Below are 17,476 nucleotides of genomic sequence, written 5' to 3'. Positions count from 1 at the left end.
GAGCGCCGTGCGGTGCGTTCCGCGTTCCGGCACGTCAGACGCGTGCACCGGGGCCTGCGGGGGGCGAAGGCGCCGAGTCCGGGCCCTCCCGCGACTGCCTGCGTCCGCCCGTGCTCAGCGGCGCGATTTCGTCGACTCCTCGTACGCCGCCACCACTTCGGCGGCGGGACCGTCCATCCGCAGCGTTCCCGATTCGAGCCACAGGGCGCGGTCGCAGGTCTCGGTGATCGTCCTGTGGTGGTGACTGACCAGGAAGACGGTGCCGGCCTCCTTGCGGAGTTCGGCGATGCGTTCCTGGCTGCGCCGCTGGAAACGGGCGTCCCCGGTGGAGAGGGCCTCGTCGATCAGGAGCACCTCGTGGGACTTCGCCGCGGCGATGGCGAACTTGAGGCGGGCGGCCATGCCGGAGGAGTACGTCCGCATGGGCAGCGAGACGAAGTCGTCCTTCTCGTTGATTCCGGAGAAGTCCACGATGGAGTCGTAGCGTTCCCTGATCTCCGCACGGGACATGCCCATCGCGAGAGCACCCAGAACGACGTTTCGTTCACCCGTCAGATCGTTCAACAATGCGGCGTTCACCCCGAGCAACGAGGGCTGCCCCCTCGTGAAGACCCGTCCCCGGTCCGCCGGAAGAAGCCCCGCCACCGCCTTCAGCAGCGTGGACTTGCCGGAGCCGTTGGAACCGATCAGGCCGATCGCCTCGCCCTTGTGCGCGACGAAACTGACGCCCTTGACGGCGTGCACCTCCCGCACCGAGGCCGACGGGGCGCGGGAGACGAGCCGGCGGAGCGCGGCGACGGCGCTGCCACGCCCCGAGCCCGCGGTGTGCACCCGGTAGGTGAGATGCAGGTCATCGACGACGACGGTGGGGGAGTCGGACTCCGGTTCTCGGTGATCAGCCACGTCCGTACCGCTCCTCCGCCTGCCAGAAGTACACGAAGCCGCCGATGCCCGCGACGAGCGCCCAGCCGACGGCCAGGGCCCACACGTGCGGCGGGAGCCCCGCGGCGCCGTAGCTGTCGATGAGGGCGAACCGTGCCAGGTCGAGGTAGACGGCCGCCGGATTGCATTCGAGGAGCAGGCGTACGGCGTCGGGAACGCTGCCGTCCTTCAGTACGTGGGCCGTGCTCCACATCACCCCCGACGCGTACATCCAGGTGCGCAGCAGGAACGGCAGCAGCTGGGCCAGGTCCGGGGTGCGGGCAGTCAGCCTGGCGAGCACCAGTGCCAGCCCGGTGCTGAACAGCGCCTGGAGACCGAACGCGGGCACGACGAGCAGCCAGGAGGGCCGCGGGAACTGCCCGCAGCAGACCAGCACCGCGGCCAGCACGCCGAGCGAGACCAGCAGTTGCTGGAGCTGGAGCAGGGCGTAGGAGACGGGCAGCGCGGCCCGGGGGAAGTGCAGCGCGCGCACCAGGCCGAGGTTGCCGCTGACGGACCGGGCGCCCGCCATCAGCGTGCTCTGCGTGAACGACCAGACGAAGACGCCGGTGACCAGGAACGGGAGGTAGTCCGCGACCCCGTCCTTGGTGTTCATCAGCACGCCGAAGATCACGTAGTAGACGGCCGCGTTCAGCAGCGGCGTCAGCACCTGCCAGAGCTGGCCCAGTTTCGCCTCGCTGTACTGCGAGGTCAGCCGGGCGGTGGCGAAGGCGGTGACGAAGTGCCGGCGGGACCACAGCCGGCGTGCGTACTCGGGGAGCCGCGGCCGGGCGCCGCTCACGGTGAGTCCGTGCCGGGCGGCGTACGCGCCGAGGTCGGGAGGAAGAGCGGTGGGGCTGCTCATGCGGGCTGCTTTCGCCGGGTGCGGGAGCGGGACGGGGTCGCGGGCATGCCGGGCCTCACGCCGACACGTCGGAACGGAACCGTATCGTCGTGACGCCGACAGTAGGACGCATCGATGTCGAAACGCAACCGTCCCGTCGTGACGTTAGGATTTCCGGCATGACGACCGACCCGACGCCCGCGGCCGCTTCCGACCCGACGCCCGGGGCCCCCGCCGCCCCCGCCGAATCGGCCGGACCCGCCGATTCCGCCGCCCCCACGCCCCGACGGGCGCCCGCCGGGGCGGCGGTGCTCCGGGAGGACGTCACCGACGCCATCCGTGCCGCCGTCTTCGCCGAGCTGGCGGCCGTCGGCTACGCCCGGATGTCCATCGAGGGCATCGCCCGCCGCGCGGGCGTCGGCAAGACGGCCGTCTACCGGCGCTGGCGCTCCAAGCTGCACCTCGTGCTCGACCTGGTCTCCGCCTTCGCCGCGGAAGGGCTGCCCGCGCCCGACACGGGCTCGCTGCACGGCGACGTACGCGCCCTCCTGGAGGTCGTCTCGCACGCGCTGCGGCACCCCGTCGCCTCGCAGGTCATCCCGGACCTGCTGGTCGAGGCCGTGCGCAACCCGGAGATCGCCGGCGCCATCAGGGCGGCCCTGCTCGACCCCCAGCACGGGGTCGCCGCCCAGGTCGTACGGGATGCCGTCGCACGCGGTGAACTGCCCGCGGGGGCCGACCCGGAGCGTGCCCTGGACCTGGTCGTCGGCCCGCTGTACTGGCGGCTGGTGGTCGTCCGTACCGAGCCGCCCGCCGGGCACGCCGCCTACCTGGACGATCTCGCGGCCTCGGCCGTCGCCGCCCTCACCGCGCGCTCTTGAGATGCCGGCGCACCGTCCGAGTGAAATGTCTGGACGGTGCGGATCCGGTTTCACCCCGTCCACTCGGGTTTCAATGTTGCCAAGGGGGGTGAGAAAGCGGCGGTGTTGAGAGATCCTCCTTGAGCTGACGTCACAGGGAGAAGGAACCATGCACCAGTCCGCTTACGACCAGATGGCCCTCTGCGTGAAGGAGTACATGCCCGTATCGAAGCGACACCGCGTTGTCGACCTCGGTTCGCGCATCTCTCCTGGTCAAAGCCTTACGCACCGCGCCCTGCTGGCCAACCACAAGATCGACTACGTGGGTGTGGACGTACTCGACGGTCCGAACGTGGACCGTGTCATGAGCGACCCGTACCGGATCCCGCTCAAGTCGCGCTCCGCCGACATCGTCCTCTCCGGCCAGGCATTCGAGCACATCCCGTTCTTCTGGGCCTCGATCATGGAGATCGGCCGGGTGCTGCGCCCCGGCGGGCACGCCTTCATCACCGCGCCCTCCCGCGGCAACGCGCACGACGCCCAGGACTGCTGGCGCTACTACCCGGACGGCTTCCGGGCGATGGCCGCCTACTGCGGGCTCGAACTGCGCGAGGCGTTCACCGACTTCCCGCCCATGAAGGGCATCCGGCACGACTACCAGGCCATCGACGCCAAGCACGCCTACTGGGGCGACTCGGTCGGAGTCTTCCGCAAGCCGCGCCGCGCCCCGCACCTGCCGTACCGCATCAGCCGCGCCGTCGTCCGCGAGGTGACGATCCGCTGGGCGAACCACATCGGCGGCGTCGAGGGCATCCCGGTGCCCGGCGCGATCGCGGGCCGCGAACTGGCGGGCCGCCCCAAGCAGGTGCCGACCCCGGCGGCGGCACAGAAGTAGGCATGACGAAGTAACCACGACGCACCGTCGCGACGCGACGGCAGCCGCGACGCGGCGTCGGACCCGGGCGGCGGTACGGGGGCCAAGGCTCCCGTGCCGCCGCCGTTGCTCTGCGGCCCCGTACCCTCCCGCAGCACCTCCGGTCTCCTCCCACCCGAACGCCCGCAGGTCGCAGCAGCGGTCCGCGGGGAGCGGCACTGCAATCTGATCAGCGCAACCCGATCAGCGGATCGCAGCCCGTCCCGGAGGCAGACCGACATGGCAGTCCACCGCCTCGCCCGCACCGTCCGCGCTCCTCACGCCGTCCGTGCCCTCCGCTCCGCTCATCTCAGTAGCCTCGTCGGTCTCAGAAGCCCCACCACTCCCACTGACCACACCAGCCCCACCAACCCCGTAAAAGCGCCCCCACGGACCTCTCACGGCGGTGGACGGGGGCCTTCCGGTCCGCGCCCTCGGCTGCGCGTCCGCCCACGCCTGCGTCCACGCCCCCGTCCGCGCTCCGAGCTGCTCCCCGCGCTGGCGCTCTGGGCCGTGCTCGGCCTCCTGTGGCTCGTCGCGCTGCGGCTTCCCTGGCTCGGCGACCTCGGCCAGCACGCCGCCGCCGTCGAACGGCTCCGGCACGACCTGACCGACCCCGGCAGCCCCCTCGTCGCCCGCCCCGGCAGCGACAGCCCGTACTACACGCCGTACACCGTCGCCGCGGCGCTCCACGCGCGCGTGACCGGAACCGCGACCCTGACCGTGATGCGCGTCTGCGCGGCCGTCAACGCCGTGGTCCTGCTCCTCGGGCTGCGGGCCTTCGTACGGACCCTGACCCACCGGCCCTGGGCGCCCTTCCTCGCGTTCTGCTGCCTGGCACTCCTGTGGGGGCCGGAGCCGTTCCTGTGGAGCAGCTTCCTGTCGCTGTCCGGGCTGTGCCTGTCCCTGTCGTACCCGAGCACCTTCGCCTTCGGCCTCGGGCTCTGCGTCTGGGCGCGCCTGCACGGGGCCGAGCGGGGCGGGGCGCACTGGGTGCTGACGGGGCTGCTGCTGGGCTGCGTCGTGCTGATCAACCCGGTCGTGTCGCTGGGGGTGCTGATCGGCTGCGCCGCGGTCCTCGCCGCGACCACGCCCCGGATCACCCGCCGCACCCTCGTCCACTGGGCGACGGGGACGGCCGCCGCACTGCTGCTGCTCCTGTGCTGGCCGTACGGCGACGTGCTGTCGGTCCGGGACACCTCCGCCCTGGACTTCTTCCACGAGGCCGCCTACCGCCGCAAGCCGTTGCGCTACGGACTGCTGCTCGCCGGGGCGCCCGCGCTGCTGCTCAGGCTGCGGCGCGACCGGCGGGACCCGCTGGTGCTGCTGTGCGCGGGCACCCTGGCGGTCGCCGCGGCAGGCTGGTTCACCGGGCACTACACCTGGGGGCGGGTGCTCGCCTTCACGGCGCTCGCCGCGCAGTGCGCGCTGGCCGTGGAACTCGCCGCGCCGCGCCCCTGGGCGCAACTGGCTCCGCGGCTGCGCCGGCCCGTGCGGGCGGGGATCGCGGCGGCCCTGTGCGTCGGCCTGTGGGCCCAGTCGGGTGCACTGCTGTACGTGCTGCCCGACCTGCGGAAGCGACCCACGGTCACGGGTCTGGTCCAATTCACGCCACCGTGGGGAGGATTCGGCGCCTTCACCTCCCATCTGGCCTACGGGGAGGTCGTGATGACCACTCATTACAAGTGGCAGCGGGTGCTTCCCGCGTACGGGGTCTACACGGTGTTCCCGGCCTGGCCGCAGCCGGAAATCCCCAGGTCGGAGGCGGTACGGAGATGGCGTGACACGGTACGGGCGGTCAGTCCGGCGACCGGGCCCCGGGAGCGGCACGCACTGGTGTGCCAGTGGGGAACGGATTGGCTGATTCTTGACGCCGACCAGCCCACCCCCAGGGGGCCGGGATTCCAGGTAATCGCAACAGAACGGGACAAAATTCGCCTCGTTCGGGTGGCTCTCCGCTGCTGAATTCGTTAAACCGGGTCATCGAATGTTGACGAGATATAGGCGGGAAGGCGTATTACCGCGTACTGTCCGTGCGCATGGTATGGCGTAACGCCGTGAATGGCGTCCTTCAGCAACTGACCGGTTACCAGCTGCGACGCGTCCCTGTTCCAGGCCAACGCCCCCGTCAGGCGCCCCGGCCCGCTCCTGCGGCGCACGTCCCCGCGCCCAAGCCCAAGCCCAACCCCGGGATCAAGTTCCCCGCCGACTACGACGACGGCGCCAAGGACATCATCCGCGCCGTCAAGCCGTTCTCGATGACTTCCCCGGAGCGGCTCAACGCCTTCATCCTCGCCACCCGGCACATCGTCAAGCACAACATTCCCGGCGCGATCGTCGAGTGCGGCGTCTGGCGCGGCGGCTCCATGCAGGCCTGTGCGAAGACCCTGCTCGCCGAAGGGGTCGAGGACCGCGAGCTGTACCTGTTCGACACCTTCGAGGGCATGACGCCGCCCACCGACGAGGACAAGCGCCTGGACGGCAGGTCCGCGCAGGAACTCCTCGACATCCAGGGCAAGGACCGGCCGATCTGGGCCGTCGCCACCCTGGACGACGTCAAGTCCGGCTTCGAGAAGGTCCCTTACCCGGCCGAGCGCATCCACTACGTGCAGGGCAAGGTCGAGGACACCGTCCCCGGCGAGGCCCCGGAGCAGATCTCGATCCTGCGCCTGGACACCGACTGGTACGCGTCGACCAAGCACGAGCTGGAGCACCTGTACTCGCGCCTGGTGAGCGGCGGCGTGCTGCTCATCGACGACTACGGGTACTGGCAGGGTTCGCGCCAGGCCGTGGACGAGTTCCTGGAGGAGACCGGTGAGCAGCTGCTGCTGCTGCGCATGGACGAGGGACGTATCGCGATCAAGCCGTAGGGACTGACGGCGATCAAGCCGTAGGACGTACGGCGATCAAGCCTTGAGGGGCCGTGCACGCGTGAGTTCTTGAGCGGCGCCCGGGGAACCGCGCGCCCTTGAGCAGGTCGCGTGCGTCCCGGTGGTGTGTGTCCGAAGGGGTCCGGCGGCTGTCCGCCGGGCCCCTTCGGCGTGCCCGTGGGCTGCCGTCCGGGGCGCCGGGTCAGCGCAGCTCGGCCGGCAGCAGGTCGGACCCCGGCTGCGGCGTCGCCCGCACGTCCTGCTGCGTGGGCATTGCGGAGGGGGAGTCCGCGGTCTCGGCCCGGTGGGGCCCCGCGGCCGGGGCGGGCGTGCGCTCCTCCAGCGGTACGAAGCGGGGCAGGCCCTCGGTCTGGCCGAGGAAGACCCGGCGCACCACCCGCTCGGCGGCCCGCCCGTCGTCGTACGGGCAGAACCGGGCCCGGAAGGCCGCGCGCAGCTGTGCGGAGCGCGAGCCGCGCCAGTGACCGGTGCGGAAGATGTCGATCAGCTCGTCCTCGTTGCGGGCGATCGCGCCGGGCGGGAACTCCCGGATGTCGAAGTAGCTGCCGCGGGCCGCCTCGTATGCCTCCCAGTCGTCGATGTGCAGGACGATCGGGCGGTCGAGGTTGGCGTAGTCGAACATCAGCGACGAGTAGTCGGTGACCAGGGCGTCCGAGGCCAGACAGAGTGACTCGATCGAGTGATGTTCGCTCACATCGACGATTCGGGCGCTGCTGTGGGAACCGGCCCGGTGCAGCGGTCCGTTGGCGAAGTAGTGGGCACGGGTGAGGATCACGTGCCGCGGCCCGAGGGACCGGGCGATGCGTTCGAGGTCGAGCGTCAGGCGCTGGGTCCGCCGGTAGTCGCGGTGCGTCGGGGCGTAGAGGACGGCGGTGGAGCCTTCGGGGATGCGCAGCGACTCGCGGATGCGGGCGACGTCGTCGGCGGTGGCGGACTGGAAGACGTCGTTGCGCGGATAGCCGGTTTCCAGAGTGGTGTACGGGGAGGGATAGGCCCGCCCCCAGACGAGGGAGGAGTGGCGGTTGGCGGAGAGCAGGTAGTCCCACTTGTCGGTGTTCGCGAGCAGCTTCACGAAGTCCATGTCCGCGGCGGGGCGGTCTTGGAGGTCGAGGCCCATCGACTTGAGCGGAGTGCCGTGCTGGGTCTGCAGGAGGACCTGACCGGGGCGCTTGGCCAGCCGGTGGTCGAAGTTGACGTTGTTCACCAGGTACTTGGCACGGGCCAGCGCGCTCCAGTACGCGGCCGAGCCGGGGCGCAGCCGGCGCGTCCCGGCGGGGACGGTGTGGTGGTGGGCGGGGGAGGCGATCCACGCCGTGCGTACGTGCGGGGCGAGTTCGCGGACCTTCGCCTCGATGGCCGCCGGGTTGCAGCCGTACCCGCGGTTCCAGTACGCGGCGAACACGGCCTGGTCCTTGCGGACGGGCAGCCGCAGCTGGACGCGGTAGTGGACCTGCATGGCCGCGGCGCGCACGGTGCGTGCCACGGCGCGGACCCTGCCGGCGACGCCGCGGCGCACGGCCTGCACGAGCGCCAGCGTGCGGTACGTGCGGTGGCTGCCGAGCAGGACGAGGGCGTGCCGCAGCCGGGTGCGGAGCGAGGGGGCGCCGATCCGCGGGACGAGCGGGACGGCCGCGAGGCCGGGGGAGTCGGTGGCGGAGCCGTCCGGGGCGTCGGCGGTGTCCGGCGTGTCCAGGATCCGGGCGTGGACGGTGCCGGCGCGCAGGGCCGCCGCGTCGGCGGCTGCCGCTTCCGCGGTGGTGGCGGACGACGGGTTCGCCCCGTCCCGGCCGGTGGCCCCGCTCCGGGAGGCGGCGTCGCGGGCCGCGGCGTTCTTGTGGGCGGCGGCGTTGCGGGCGGCGGCACTGCGGGCGGCGATGCCGCGCGGGCGGGGAGCGTCACGCACCGTCGGGTCCACGACGCGGTGGCGGCGGCAGTGGGCGCGGGCACGGCGGAAGAACTCGGCGCGGCTGCCGCGCGGGAGACGGCCGGGCCGGGTGAGGACGGTGCCGAAGTGGTCGAGCATCCGGCGGTAGAGCACCGGCCGCCAGCCGGACAGCTCCGGGCGGGAGTCCAGGAAGGAGAAGACCCGGTCGTACTGGTCGAACAGGTCGAAGTGCCGGGTGGAGGTGGTGGAGAGGATGTTGCCCTGGCGGCGCTGGCGGTAGTGGACGCAGACCTCGTCGAGGGTGGAGATCGAGTCGGCCGACAGCAGCACCGGGTAGGTCCAGGGGGTGTCCTCGTAGAACCCGGGCGGGAAGGTGAAGCCCTGGCGGTCGATGAACTCCCGGCTGTACGCCTTGTTCCAGGCGACCATCAGGACCCGCAGCAGCCCGGGGCGGTCGGCGAGGGTGAAGGAGGCGGGACCCTCCTCGTGCAGCTCGCCGCTGAACCGGTTGCGCTCCAGCTCGCCGTTCCAGAACGTACGGGCGTAGTCGAAGACCAGGACGTCCGGCGAGTCGGACTCCTTGAGCCGGTCGGAGATCGACCGGAGGGCGCCGGGGGCCAGGGTGTCGTCGCTGTCCAGGAAGAGGAGGTAGTCGCCGCGGGCCTGCTCGATGCCCACGTTGCGGGCGTTGCCCAGACCGCCGTTCTCCGTCAGGTGCACCGGGCGCACCCGGGGGTCCCGGGCCGCGTACTCGTCGATCAGGTCGCCGCAGGCGTCCGGCGAGCAGTCGTCCACCGCGATCAGTTCGAAGTCGTCGTACGACTGGGTCAGCACCGAGTCAAGGCACTCCTCCAGGTACTCCTGGACCTGGTAAGCGGGCACGATCACGCTGAACCGGGGCACGGCACATCCATGGGGTCGACGCGGGCAGTGACGGCCTGCGCCCGGCAGCCGGGCGGTCCGTATGCCCGGGAACGCGCCACGGGCCGGGCGGGTTACGCGGGATGCGGCATACGGGGGAAGTTCGCCAAGTGACGCACACGGAAGGGTGGTTCGGTCGCGAGTGACCGAACCACCCTTGTCGTAAAGCAGAGTTGACGTGAAGCCCGCCCGGCACCCCCGGAGCCCCTGCCCGACGGCCCCGGAGCCCCTGCTCGGCGCCCCCGGAGCCGCTGCCCGGCGGCCCCGGAGTCCCGGTCCGGCGCGCTACTTCACCGCGCCCGCCATCACGCCCGAGACGAACTGCTTCTGGAACGCGAAGAAGACGATCAGCGGGATCACCATCGACACGAAGGCGCCGGGCGCCAGCACGTCGATGTTGTTGCCGAACTGCCTGACCTGCTGCTGGAGCGCCACCGTGATGGGCGGGTTGGTGGCGTCCGCGAAGATCAGTGCGATCAGCATGTCGTTCCACACCCACAGGAACTGGAAGATGGCCAGCGAGGCGATGGCCGGGCCGCCCAGCGGCATGACCACCCGGGTGAACAGCCTGATCTCGCCCGCCCCGTCCAGCCGCGCCGCCTCCAGCAGCTCGCGCGGGATCTCCGCGAAGAAGTTGCGCAGCAGGAAGATCGCGAAGGGCAGCCCGAACGCCACGTGGAAGAGCACCACGCCCAGCGTCGTCTCGAAGATCCCGACGACGCCGAACAGCTTCGCCACCGGCACCAGCGCCACCTGCACCGGCACCACCAGCAGCCCCACGACCACGATGAACAGCCAGTCCCGGCCGGGGAACTCCATCCACGCGAAGGCGTACCCGGCCAGCGAGCCGATCACCACCACCAGCACCGTCGCCGGCACGGTGATCAGCGCCGTGCTGAGCAGGGAGTTGAGGACGGTGTCGTTGTCCAGGATCGCCGAGTAGTTCTTCACGGTCAGCTCGGCGGGGGCGGTGAAGACCTTCCACCACCCGCTGGCCGCGATGTCCGCGGAGTCGCGCAGCGAGGAGAGCAGCAGCCCGATCGTCGGCATCAGCCAGAACAGCGCGACCACGATCAGGAAGACCCGCATCAGCCCGCCGCCCGCCCCGGCCGCGATCCGCGCGGGAAGGGACCGCTTCGCCTTGACGACATCACCGGAGAGTGTCATCGGCCCTGCTCCTTCCGCATCCGCCGGATATTGACGAGCATCACCGGAATCACCAGCAGCAGCAGGAACACGGCGATGGCGCTGCCGATGCCCAGATTGGCGTCGTCGCCGAAGGACGACTGGTAGAGCTGGAGGGCGAGGACGTTCGCGTCGTCCAGCGAGTTGCCGGGCGCGATGATGAACACCAGGTCGAAGATCTTCAGAACGTTGATCATCAGGGTGACCGCGACCACCGCGAGCACCGGTGCGAGCAGCGGCACCGTGATCCGCCGGAACACCTGCCACTCGTTGGCCCCGTCCACCCGGGCCGCCTCCAGCAGTTCCCTCGGCAGTCCGGCCAGGCCCGCCGCGATCAGCACCATCGCGAAGCCCGCCCACATCCACACGTAGGAGCCGATGATGGCGGGGGTCACCACGTTCGGCCCGAGCCAGTCGACGCCGTTGTACTGCTCGCGGAAGTTGCTCGCGGGCAGCCGCAGTTCGGCGCCGTCGGCCTTCGAGGACAGGGCGAAGGAGCCGTCCGCCGCGGCGTTGGTGGATTCGACGACCCGGCCGTCCTTGACGGCTTCGATCCGGAGGCCCTTGAGACCCAGTTCCTTGCTGTCGATGGTGTTCGGCTTTCCGCCGCCGCCCTTGGTGAAGTCCAGCCACGCCGTCCCGGTGACCTTGTCCGGCGAGGTCGCCGGGGCCTTCGCGGGCTGTGCGTCCTTGGGCATCTGGGCCGGGGCGACCCCGATCAGCGGCAGATTCGTCTGCTGCCCGGCCCGTACCGGCTGCTTGGTGATGTACGCGCCGCCGCCCGCCGCCTTCAGCGGGTGGACCGGCAGCGGGCGGGCCTTCGGGAAGCCGGAGGACTCGGCGAAGGTGTCGTGCACCCCGACCCACACGGCGTTGGCGACCCCGCGGTCCGGGTCCTGCTCGTACACCAGCCGGAAGATGATGCCCGAGGCGAGCATCGAGATCGCCATCGGCATGAACACGATCAGCTTGAAGGCGGTGCCCCAGCGGACGCGTTCGGTGAGCACCGCGAAGATCAGGCCGAGCGCGGTCGCCACGGTCGGTGCGACCACCACCCAGATCAGGTTGTTCTTGATCGCGGTGAGGATGGTGTCGCTGGTGAAGAGGCTGACGTAGTTGTCGAGGCCGGCGAATCCCGTGCCGGCCTTGTCGAACAGACTCCGGTAGACGGAGAACCCGATCGGGTAGACCACGAGCGCGCCCAGCAGGATCAGCGCGGGCAGCAGGAAGCCGATCGCGATGACTTTGCGTGTGCCTGTCACGCTCTTGTGTTTTTCCGGGGTGCCGGGGGGCGGCGCCACGCCGGCCGCACCCCCCGTCGTCGCAGGGCTCACGGCGTCAGTTCTGGTACGCCGCGGCAGCCGCGGCCTCCAGCTTGGCCTGCGTGCCCGCGATGTCCTTCGGGTTGCGGACGAAGTCCTGAAGGATCTTCCACTCGCCCTTGCCCGGCGTGCCGCCGAACGACTGCGGCGCCTGGTCCGACATGTCGAAGCGGAAGTTGTCGCCTGCACCGATCAGGGCCTTCGCGATGCCGCGCATCGTGTCGTTGGGGTACGCCGACAAGTCCACGGACTTGTTCGGCGAGATGAAGCCGCCCGCGCCCGCCGAGATCTTCGCGGCGTCGGTGGAGGCCAGGAAGGTCATCAGCGCCTTCGCCGCCTTGGTGTCCTTCAGCGCCACCGCGACGTCGCCGCCGGTCACCACCGGGGTCGTCGCGCCGACCACCGGGAACGGGAACACCTTGGCGTCCGTGCCCAGCTTCGCCTTCGTCTGCTCGATGTTGACCGCCACGAAGTCGCCCTCGAAGACCATCGCGCCCTTCGCCGACTCACCGCCGGTGAAGGTCTGTTCGACGGACTTGGTGAACGGGGTGCTGACCGCGCCCTTCGTGCCGCCGACCAGGTAGTTCTCCTTGCCGAACAGCTGGGCCAGGGTGGTCAGGGCGGCCGTCACCGACGGGTCCGTCCACTTGATCTCGTGCTTGGCGAGCTTGTCGTACTTCTCCGGTCCCGCCTGCGAGAGATAGACGTTCTCGAACCAGTCGGTGAGCGTCCAGCCGTCCGCGCCGCCCACCGAGACCGGGGTGGTGCCCGACTGGGAGATCAGTTCGGCGGTGCCGAGGAAGTCCTTCCAGGTCTTCGCCTCGCTCGCGCCCGCGTTCTCGAAGATCTTGGTGTTGTACCAGACCAGCGACTTGTTGGCGGCCTTGTAGTACACGCCGTACTGGGTTCCGCCGACCGCCGCGATGTCCTTCCAGCCCTTGGTGTAGTTCTTGTCCAGCTGGGCCTGGGTGGCGGCGTCGACCGGTTTGAGCCACTTGTTCGCCACGGCCTGCTTGAGCGCCCCCGGCTGCTGGAGGAGCGCGACGTCCGGGGGAGTGCCGCCGGATATCTTCGAGCCGAGGTAGGTGAGCATGGCGTCCTGCGTCGGCACGTACGTCACCGTCGCCCCGGTACGGCTCTCGAACTCCTTGAGCGCCTTCTTGAAGTTCTCCGCCTCGGCCCCCGTCCACACCGCGATGACCTGGAGCTTCTCACCGTCCAGCTTGGGCAGTTGGAGGGACTCGGCGGGCGACTGGGTGCCCGGGGCCGATCCCGAGGTCTTGGCGTCCGGCTTGTCGTTGCCGCCGCAGCCGGTGAGGACCAGTGCCCCCGCCGCGGCGACGGCGAGGAGAACCCGGCCGCCCCCGGCGGCCGCCCGGCCGCTGCCCCTGCCGTCCGGGCCGGTCTTCCTCCGCCGTCGAAGAGTTGTGTGCATGTCTGCCCCGTCTCTCCCGTGCGCGGACGGACACGGACCCGCCATCCGTGCGCGCACCGACCGGCCCGACCGCCGCTTCCTACTTGCCCGTTGACCTCACTGGGGTCAGTCCTACGCCCGGCGCTGAAGGCTCGCAATAGTGCCTTCGCTGTCAACTCGGCTTTTGTGATGGCCTCGTGACGTCGAGTCAGGACATGTACGGGTGTGTGCGGCGGTCCGGCACACGGCGGGGGCCCGTCTCAGCGGGCCTCCTGCGGCGTGTTCAGCGGCGTCAGCGGTACGGCGTTGACGGTGCGGGCGGCCCGGTCGAGGGCGCTCGCCAGCAGGGCGAGGTCGGTCGGCCCGTTGCCCAGCTCGCGCACCGGGCGGCGGGTCGGCGGATCACCCATCCGCTCCCACTCCAGCGGCACCACGGTGGGCCGCTGGGTGGCCGTGCGCGGGATGCGCCCGGTGACCCGGCCGCCCTGGAACGGGGTCACCGAACCGTCCGGGTGCAGCAGCCGGCCACGCCCCGGAGCGGGCTCCTCCGGCGCGGGCGCGGCGGGCGGCGGGTCCAGCACCACCCGCAGCAGCCGCTCCCCCCTCGCCAGTTCGGTGTCGGCGGTCCGGTCGGGGCGGGCCGTGGACGCCACCAGATGCACCCCGAGCCGCTCGCCGTGCCGGGCCACCGCCTCCAGCGCCCGTACGACGGAACCCGCCGAGGGCCGCCCCGGGCTGCCGAGCGCGGGGGCGACCAGGGCGTCCAGGTCGTCCACGAGGACCACCAGCCGGGGCAGCGGCGAGGGCCCGCCGGCCGACTGGGCCGCCGCCTGCCGCTCCCGCTCCCGGGCCGCGGCGGGGCGCAGCCGCAGGGTGCCGGTGCCGGGGGCCTCGACGTCGGAGCGGGTCTCGCCGCGGGCGCCGGGGACGGTGGCGTGGGTACCGGCGTACCCGCCGTGCTCGCTGCCGGGCACGGCGGGCGCGGCACCCGCCGAGCCGGTGCCGCCGCCCGTGGGGACACTCGCGCTCCGGCTGCCGGGGATGTCCGCCCGGCGGGACTCCGGCGCCGGGGCGCGGCGCTGGGCCACCAGCCGCTCGGCGACCTCGTCGGCGGAGCCGGCGGACCCGGGCCCGTCGGACACCGCGACTGCGGTGCTTCCGGCCCGGCCCGCGTGCCAGTCCGCGAAGTCCAGCGTGCCCAGCAGTTCGTCGCGGCGCTTCAGCTCCGCGCCCAGCGCCTGCGCGAACTCGCGCATCCGCACCGGGTCCGAGGCCACCAGATGGGTCGACACGTGCGGCAGCTCGGTACAGGCGCGCAGCCCCTCGCCGCGCTCGCCGCCCGCCCCGTCGAGCAGGATCAGGCCGAGCCGGTCCGGGCGGGCCGCCGCCGACAGCGAGGCCGCCGCCGAGCGCAGCAGTTCCGTACGACCGCTGCCCGCGGGGCCCTCGATCAGCAGATGCGGCCCGTCGGTCGCCAGGTCCGCGCAGACCGGGCCGCGCGGACCCGCCCCGAGCACCGCCCAGGCGCGCGTGGCGCCGGGTGCCTGGTCGTCGTCCGCGGCGGCGGCCCAACGGGCCATCAGGGACGCCGGGGTCGCCCTGGCCAGCCCCAGCTCGTCCAGCAGCCGCGACACGGTGGGCAGCGCGGCGGCGGACAGCCGACCCGGCCGGCCCGCCAGCGGCGTACCACCGGGGCCCGAGCCGCCCCCGCTCTCGGCGGCGTCCGTGCGCAGCGGGGCCAGCGCCCGCGCGAACCGCTCGGCCCACGCCGCCGACACCGCGTCCACCGAGGCCAGCGTGCCGTGCCCGGCGCTCTGCCCGCCCGCCGTGCGCAGCACCCGCACCGCCGTGGCGACATCGCCGCTCAGCAGCGCCGCCGCCCCGCACTCCCGGAAGGCGGGCGCCACCGAACAGGCCGCGCCGTACGTCGCCTCCACCGGGGAGAGCGGGGAGGCGGCGGCCGTCTCGGCCAGAACGAGCAGATGGATGCCGTGCGCCGAGCCGTGCGCGGCGAGCCGGGCGGTCGCCTCGCGCAGGCTCGCCGAACCCGGATCGCCGTCGACGATCACCACGGTGCGCGGGGCGTCCGCCTCCAGCAGCCCCTCCTCGGTGCGCCGCAGCAGCTCGGCCACCCGCGCGGACGCCTGGTCGCGGTCGTAGGCGAGCAGCAGCCGGCAGTCCTGGCCGTGCGCGGGCCGCAGGTGCGGCAGCCAGCCGAGCCAGCCCCACTCCCGGGTCCGCTCCTCGGCGGGGCGCGCGCGGTCCGCGCTGATCAGCACGATTTCGAGATCGGTGGGGGAGTGCAGGGCGGCGAGCTGCGCCACCACGGAACGCGCCAGTCCGGCCAGCCGGGCGCGCGGCCCGGCGAGCCCCAGCGAACCCGCCTCGCGCAGTCCCACCGTCACCGGCACCGCGGGCAGCAGCCCCACGCCGTCGGGCGCGGTCCGGTCCGCGGTGCCCAGCCGCAGCACCAGCGACTCGGGGTGCGAGGGACCGCGCTCCCACAGCCGGGGGCCCGGCTGGAGCGCGGTGAGCAGCAGCGCCGCCGCGTCGGGCCAGGGGTCGGAGGGACCGGCCGGAGCGCCGCGGGCGATGTCGCCCAGCGGGCCTGCCCCGGACGCGGCACCGGCTGCCCCGCCCGCCGGGGGCCACGCGCCGGAAGGCCCGGACCCGGACGGGGAAGCGGAGTGGTCCGGTCCGCCGTGCGGCGACGCGGTCGTGTCCTCGCCCGCGTACGCGTGGGTGCTCTCGCCGCGCCCTCCGGTGAGCCGACGGGCCCAGCCCCCTATGCCGCCGCGCCGCCGGGGCTCCTCCCGGCGCTCGGCGTCCCGGCCACCGGCCGTCCCGGGCGCGCCGCCCGCGTCCCGGCCGTCCGGCCCGGCGCCCCGGCCGCCCGTGTCGACGACCCGGCCCGCCCCGTGCGTGCGGTCCGCGGCCCCGGCGAAGGGGCTCCGGTCCGCGCCGGGTCCGGGCGCGGCCGGATGCGGCGCGGGCGGGGCGTGGCCGGTGGCGCCGTACCCGGGAGCCGCGCCGGACTCGACCCGCGTGCCCGTGTACGGGGCGGCCCCCGCGGGTCCGGCGGCGGGCGTCCCGTCGCGGAGGTCCGGCGGCGAGCCCTGCGCGGGCACCGTCCCGTACGCGCTCTGCGGGCCCGCGGCGCCGCCCGCCGCCCGGCCGCTCACCTTGTGGTGCGGTGCGCTGCCCCCGAAGCGTCCCGGCGCGGGCACGGCCGCCGCACGGGCCACCCGCAGATGCCCCTCGCCGTCCGCGGCGGTGGCGAGCGCGCTCTCCTGGGCGCCCGGCTGCGCGAGGCGCAGGGCGGACTCGCCGACCCGCAGCAGCGCGCCCGGCGCCAGCCGCACCTCGCGGGGGCCCACCTCCCGGCCGTCCAGCGTGGTGCCGTTGGTCGAGCCGAGGTCGGCGACGGTGACCCGGCCGTCCTCGGTGAGCGTCACCGTGCAGTGCAGCCGGGACACGTCGGGGTCGTCCAGCGGCACGTCCGCGTCGGCGGAGCGGCCGACCCGGATCTGCCCGCCGTGCAACAGGTGCACCCCGCCCGCGTCCGGACCCGCGACCACCTGGAGCTGGGCCAGGTCGGACAGCTCGGGGGCGTCCTCGTCGGCCGGGTACTGGAGCGAGAGCACCGCCCCGTCCACCAGCGGCGGCTCGCCGAGGGCGCACCGCTGCGCGTCCAGGCGCTCGCGCCCGGCGTACACCACCACCGCGCCGGTGGTCTCCGGGCCGGGGCCCTGGACGGCGGCGGCCAGCCCGGAGGCGACCGCGGCCAGCGCGGTCCCGGCCGGGGCGGTGACGAGCACGTCACAGGCAGCGGCGGCGCCGGGAGCCCCCGGTGCCGGGGCGCCCGGTGTCGTCGCTCGGCTCTGGCCGCCGCGCGGCGCGAGGACGGTCAGCCGGATCTGCATCGCGTCAGCGGTCCCTTCTGCGCGCGGCAACCCGGCGGAGGGGCCGCCGGGAGGAGCCGTCCTGCTGCCGCCCCGCGATGTCCCCCCACCCGGCGCGGACGCGTCGTCCGGTACAGGTCGGCACCCACCGTGGGGTGTTGAGGGACTGACCCGCCCTCGCCCACCCCAGAGGTCTGTGCTGATGGCATCCTCGCACCTGCCACTGACAACCCGCCCGCCACCCATTGCCAAGTGATCTTGAATGGTCGGCTGTGGGCGTAAAAGTGCCTGCTTGGGGCATGGTCGGACAACGGTGACGCACCACGCACGCGCGTGCGGCAACCATCCGTCCGAACACGGCGTCTTCCCCCGGAAGCGCGTCCGGCCTGTGCCCCGTTCGGCGGCACTACAGTTGGGC

At 72.8% G+C, this 17,476-nt stretch carries 11 protein-coding genes; 4 read left to right on the top strand and 7 right to left on the bottom strand.

The window, feature by feature from the left end:
- Window positions 1-114 precede the first annotated feature (114 nt).
- Both ACFYVL_RS22955 and ACFYVL_RS22950 read right to left on the bottom strand, forming a co-directional pair.
- The gene (locus ACFYVL_RS22955) at window positions 115-903 is read right to left on the bottom strand and encodes an ABC transporter ATP-binding protein (RefSeq protein ID WP_389247620.1); all 789 of its coding nucleotides are present in this window, start codon (window positions 901-903) and stop codon (window positions 115-117) included.
- Window positions 896-1,786: an ABC transporter permease gene (locus ACFYVL_RS22950; protein WP_389247618.1), complete on the bottom strand. Its 891-nt coding sequence runs from the start codon at window positions 1,784-1,786 to the stop codon at window positions 896-898. The genes ACFYVL_RS22955 and ACFYVL_RS22950 overlap by 8 nt, the downstream gene beginning before the upstream one ends.
- Window positions 1,787-1,944: 158 nt before the next feature.
- Here ACFYVL_RS22950 and ACFYVL_RS22945 point away from each other — a divergent pair, with 158 nt between their 5' ends.
- From ACFYVL_RS22945 to ACFYVL_RS22930, 4 genes are all read left to right on the top strand, one after another.
- The gene (locus tag ACFYVL_RS22945) at window positions 1,945-2,646 is read left to right on the top strand and encodes a TetR/AcrR family transcriptional regulator (protein WP_389247616.1); all 702 of its coding nucleotides are present in this window, start codon (window positions 1,945-1,947) and stop codon (window positions 2,644-2,646) included.
- Between the two features lie 148 nt (window positions 2,647-2,794).
- Complete coding sequence (locus ACFYVL_RS22940; protein WP_389247614.1) at window positions 2,795-3,520, top strand: methyltransferase domain-containing protein; 726 nt, start codon at window positions 2,795-2,797, stop codon at window positions 3,518-3,520.
- A 531-nt stretch (window positions 3,521-4,051) separates the two neighbouring features.
- On the top strand, window positions 4,052-5,503 hold the full coding sequence (locus ACFYVL_RS22935) for a hypothetical protein (RefSeq protein WP_389247612.1): 1,452 nt from the start codon (window positions 4,052-4,054) through the stop codon (window positions 5,501-5,503).
- A gap of 74 nt (window positions 5,504-5,577) precedes the next feature.
- Window positions 5,578-6,408: a TylF/MycF/NovP-related O-methyltransferase gene (locus ACFYVL_RS22930; RefSeq protein WP_389247610.1), complete on the top strand. Its 831-nt coding sequence runs from the start codon at window positions 5,578-5,580 to the stop codon at window positions 6,406-6,408.
- A 202-nt stretch (window positions 6,409-6,610) separates the two neighbouring features.
- On the opposite strand, the gene ACFYVL_RS22925 is transcribed toward ACFYVL_RS22930, so the two are convergent.
- From ACFYVL_RS22925 to ACFYVL_RS22905, 5 genes are all read right to left on the bottom strand, one after another.
- A complete protein-coding gene (locus ACFYVL_RS22925; RefSeq protein WP_389247608.1) occupies window positions 6,611-9,217 on the bottom strand; it encodes a CDP-glycerol glycerophosphotransferase family protein in 2,607 nt (868 codons plus the stop codon).
- 303 nt (window positions 9,218-9,520) lie between these two features.
- The gene (locus ACFYVL_RS22920) at window positions 9,521-10,402 is read right to left on the bottom strand and encodes a carbohydrate ABC transporter permease (RefSeq protein WP_389247606.1); all 882 of its coding nucleotides are present in this window, start codon (window positions 10,400-10,402) and stop codon (window positions 9,521-9,523) included.
- Window positions 10,399-11,754 (bottom strand): carbohydrate ABC transporter permease, encoded by a 1,356-nt coding sequence (locus ACFYVL_RS22915; protein WP_389247604.1) that lies wholly within the window; start codon window positions 11,752-11,754, stop codon window positions 10,399-10,401. The genes ACFYVL_RS22920 and ACFYVL_RS22915 overlap by 4 nt, the downstream gene beginning before the upstream one ends.
- A gap of 4 nt (window positions 11,755-11,758) precedes the next feature.
- On the bottom strand, window positions 11,759-13,177 hold the full coding sequence (locus ACFYVL_RS22910; protein ID WP_389247602.1) for an ABC transporter substrate-binding protein: 1,419 nt from the start codon (window positions 13,175-13,177) through the stop codon (window positions 11,759-11,761).
- Between the two features lie 239 nt (window positions 13,178-13,416).
- Window positions 13,417-17,079, bottom strand: coding sequence for an FHA domain-containing protein (locus ACFYVL_RS22905; RefSeq protein WP_389247600.1), 3,663 nt, complete (start codon window positions 17,077-17,079; stop codon window positions 13,417-13,419).
- Between the last annotated feature and the right edge of the window lie 397 nt (window positions 17,080-17,476).

The organism is Streptomyces sp. NPDC004111 (genome assembly GCF_042874215.1).
Taxonomy (GTDB): Bacteria; Actinomycetota; Actinomycetes; order Streptomycetales; family Streptomycetaceae; genus Streptomyces.
The sequence above is the reverse complement of the archived record's forward strand: the minus strand, read 5'-3'. Positions and strand labels throughout refer to the sequence as shown.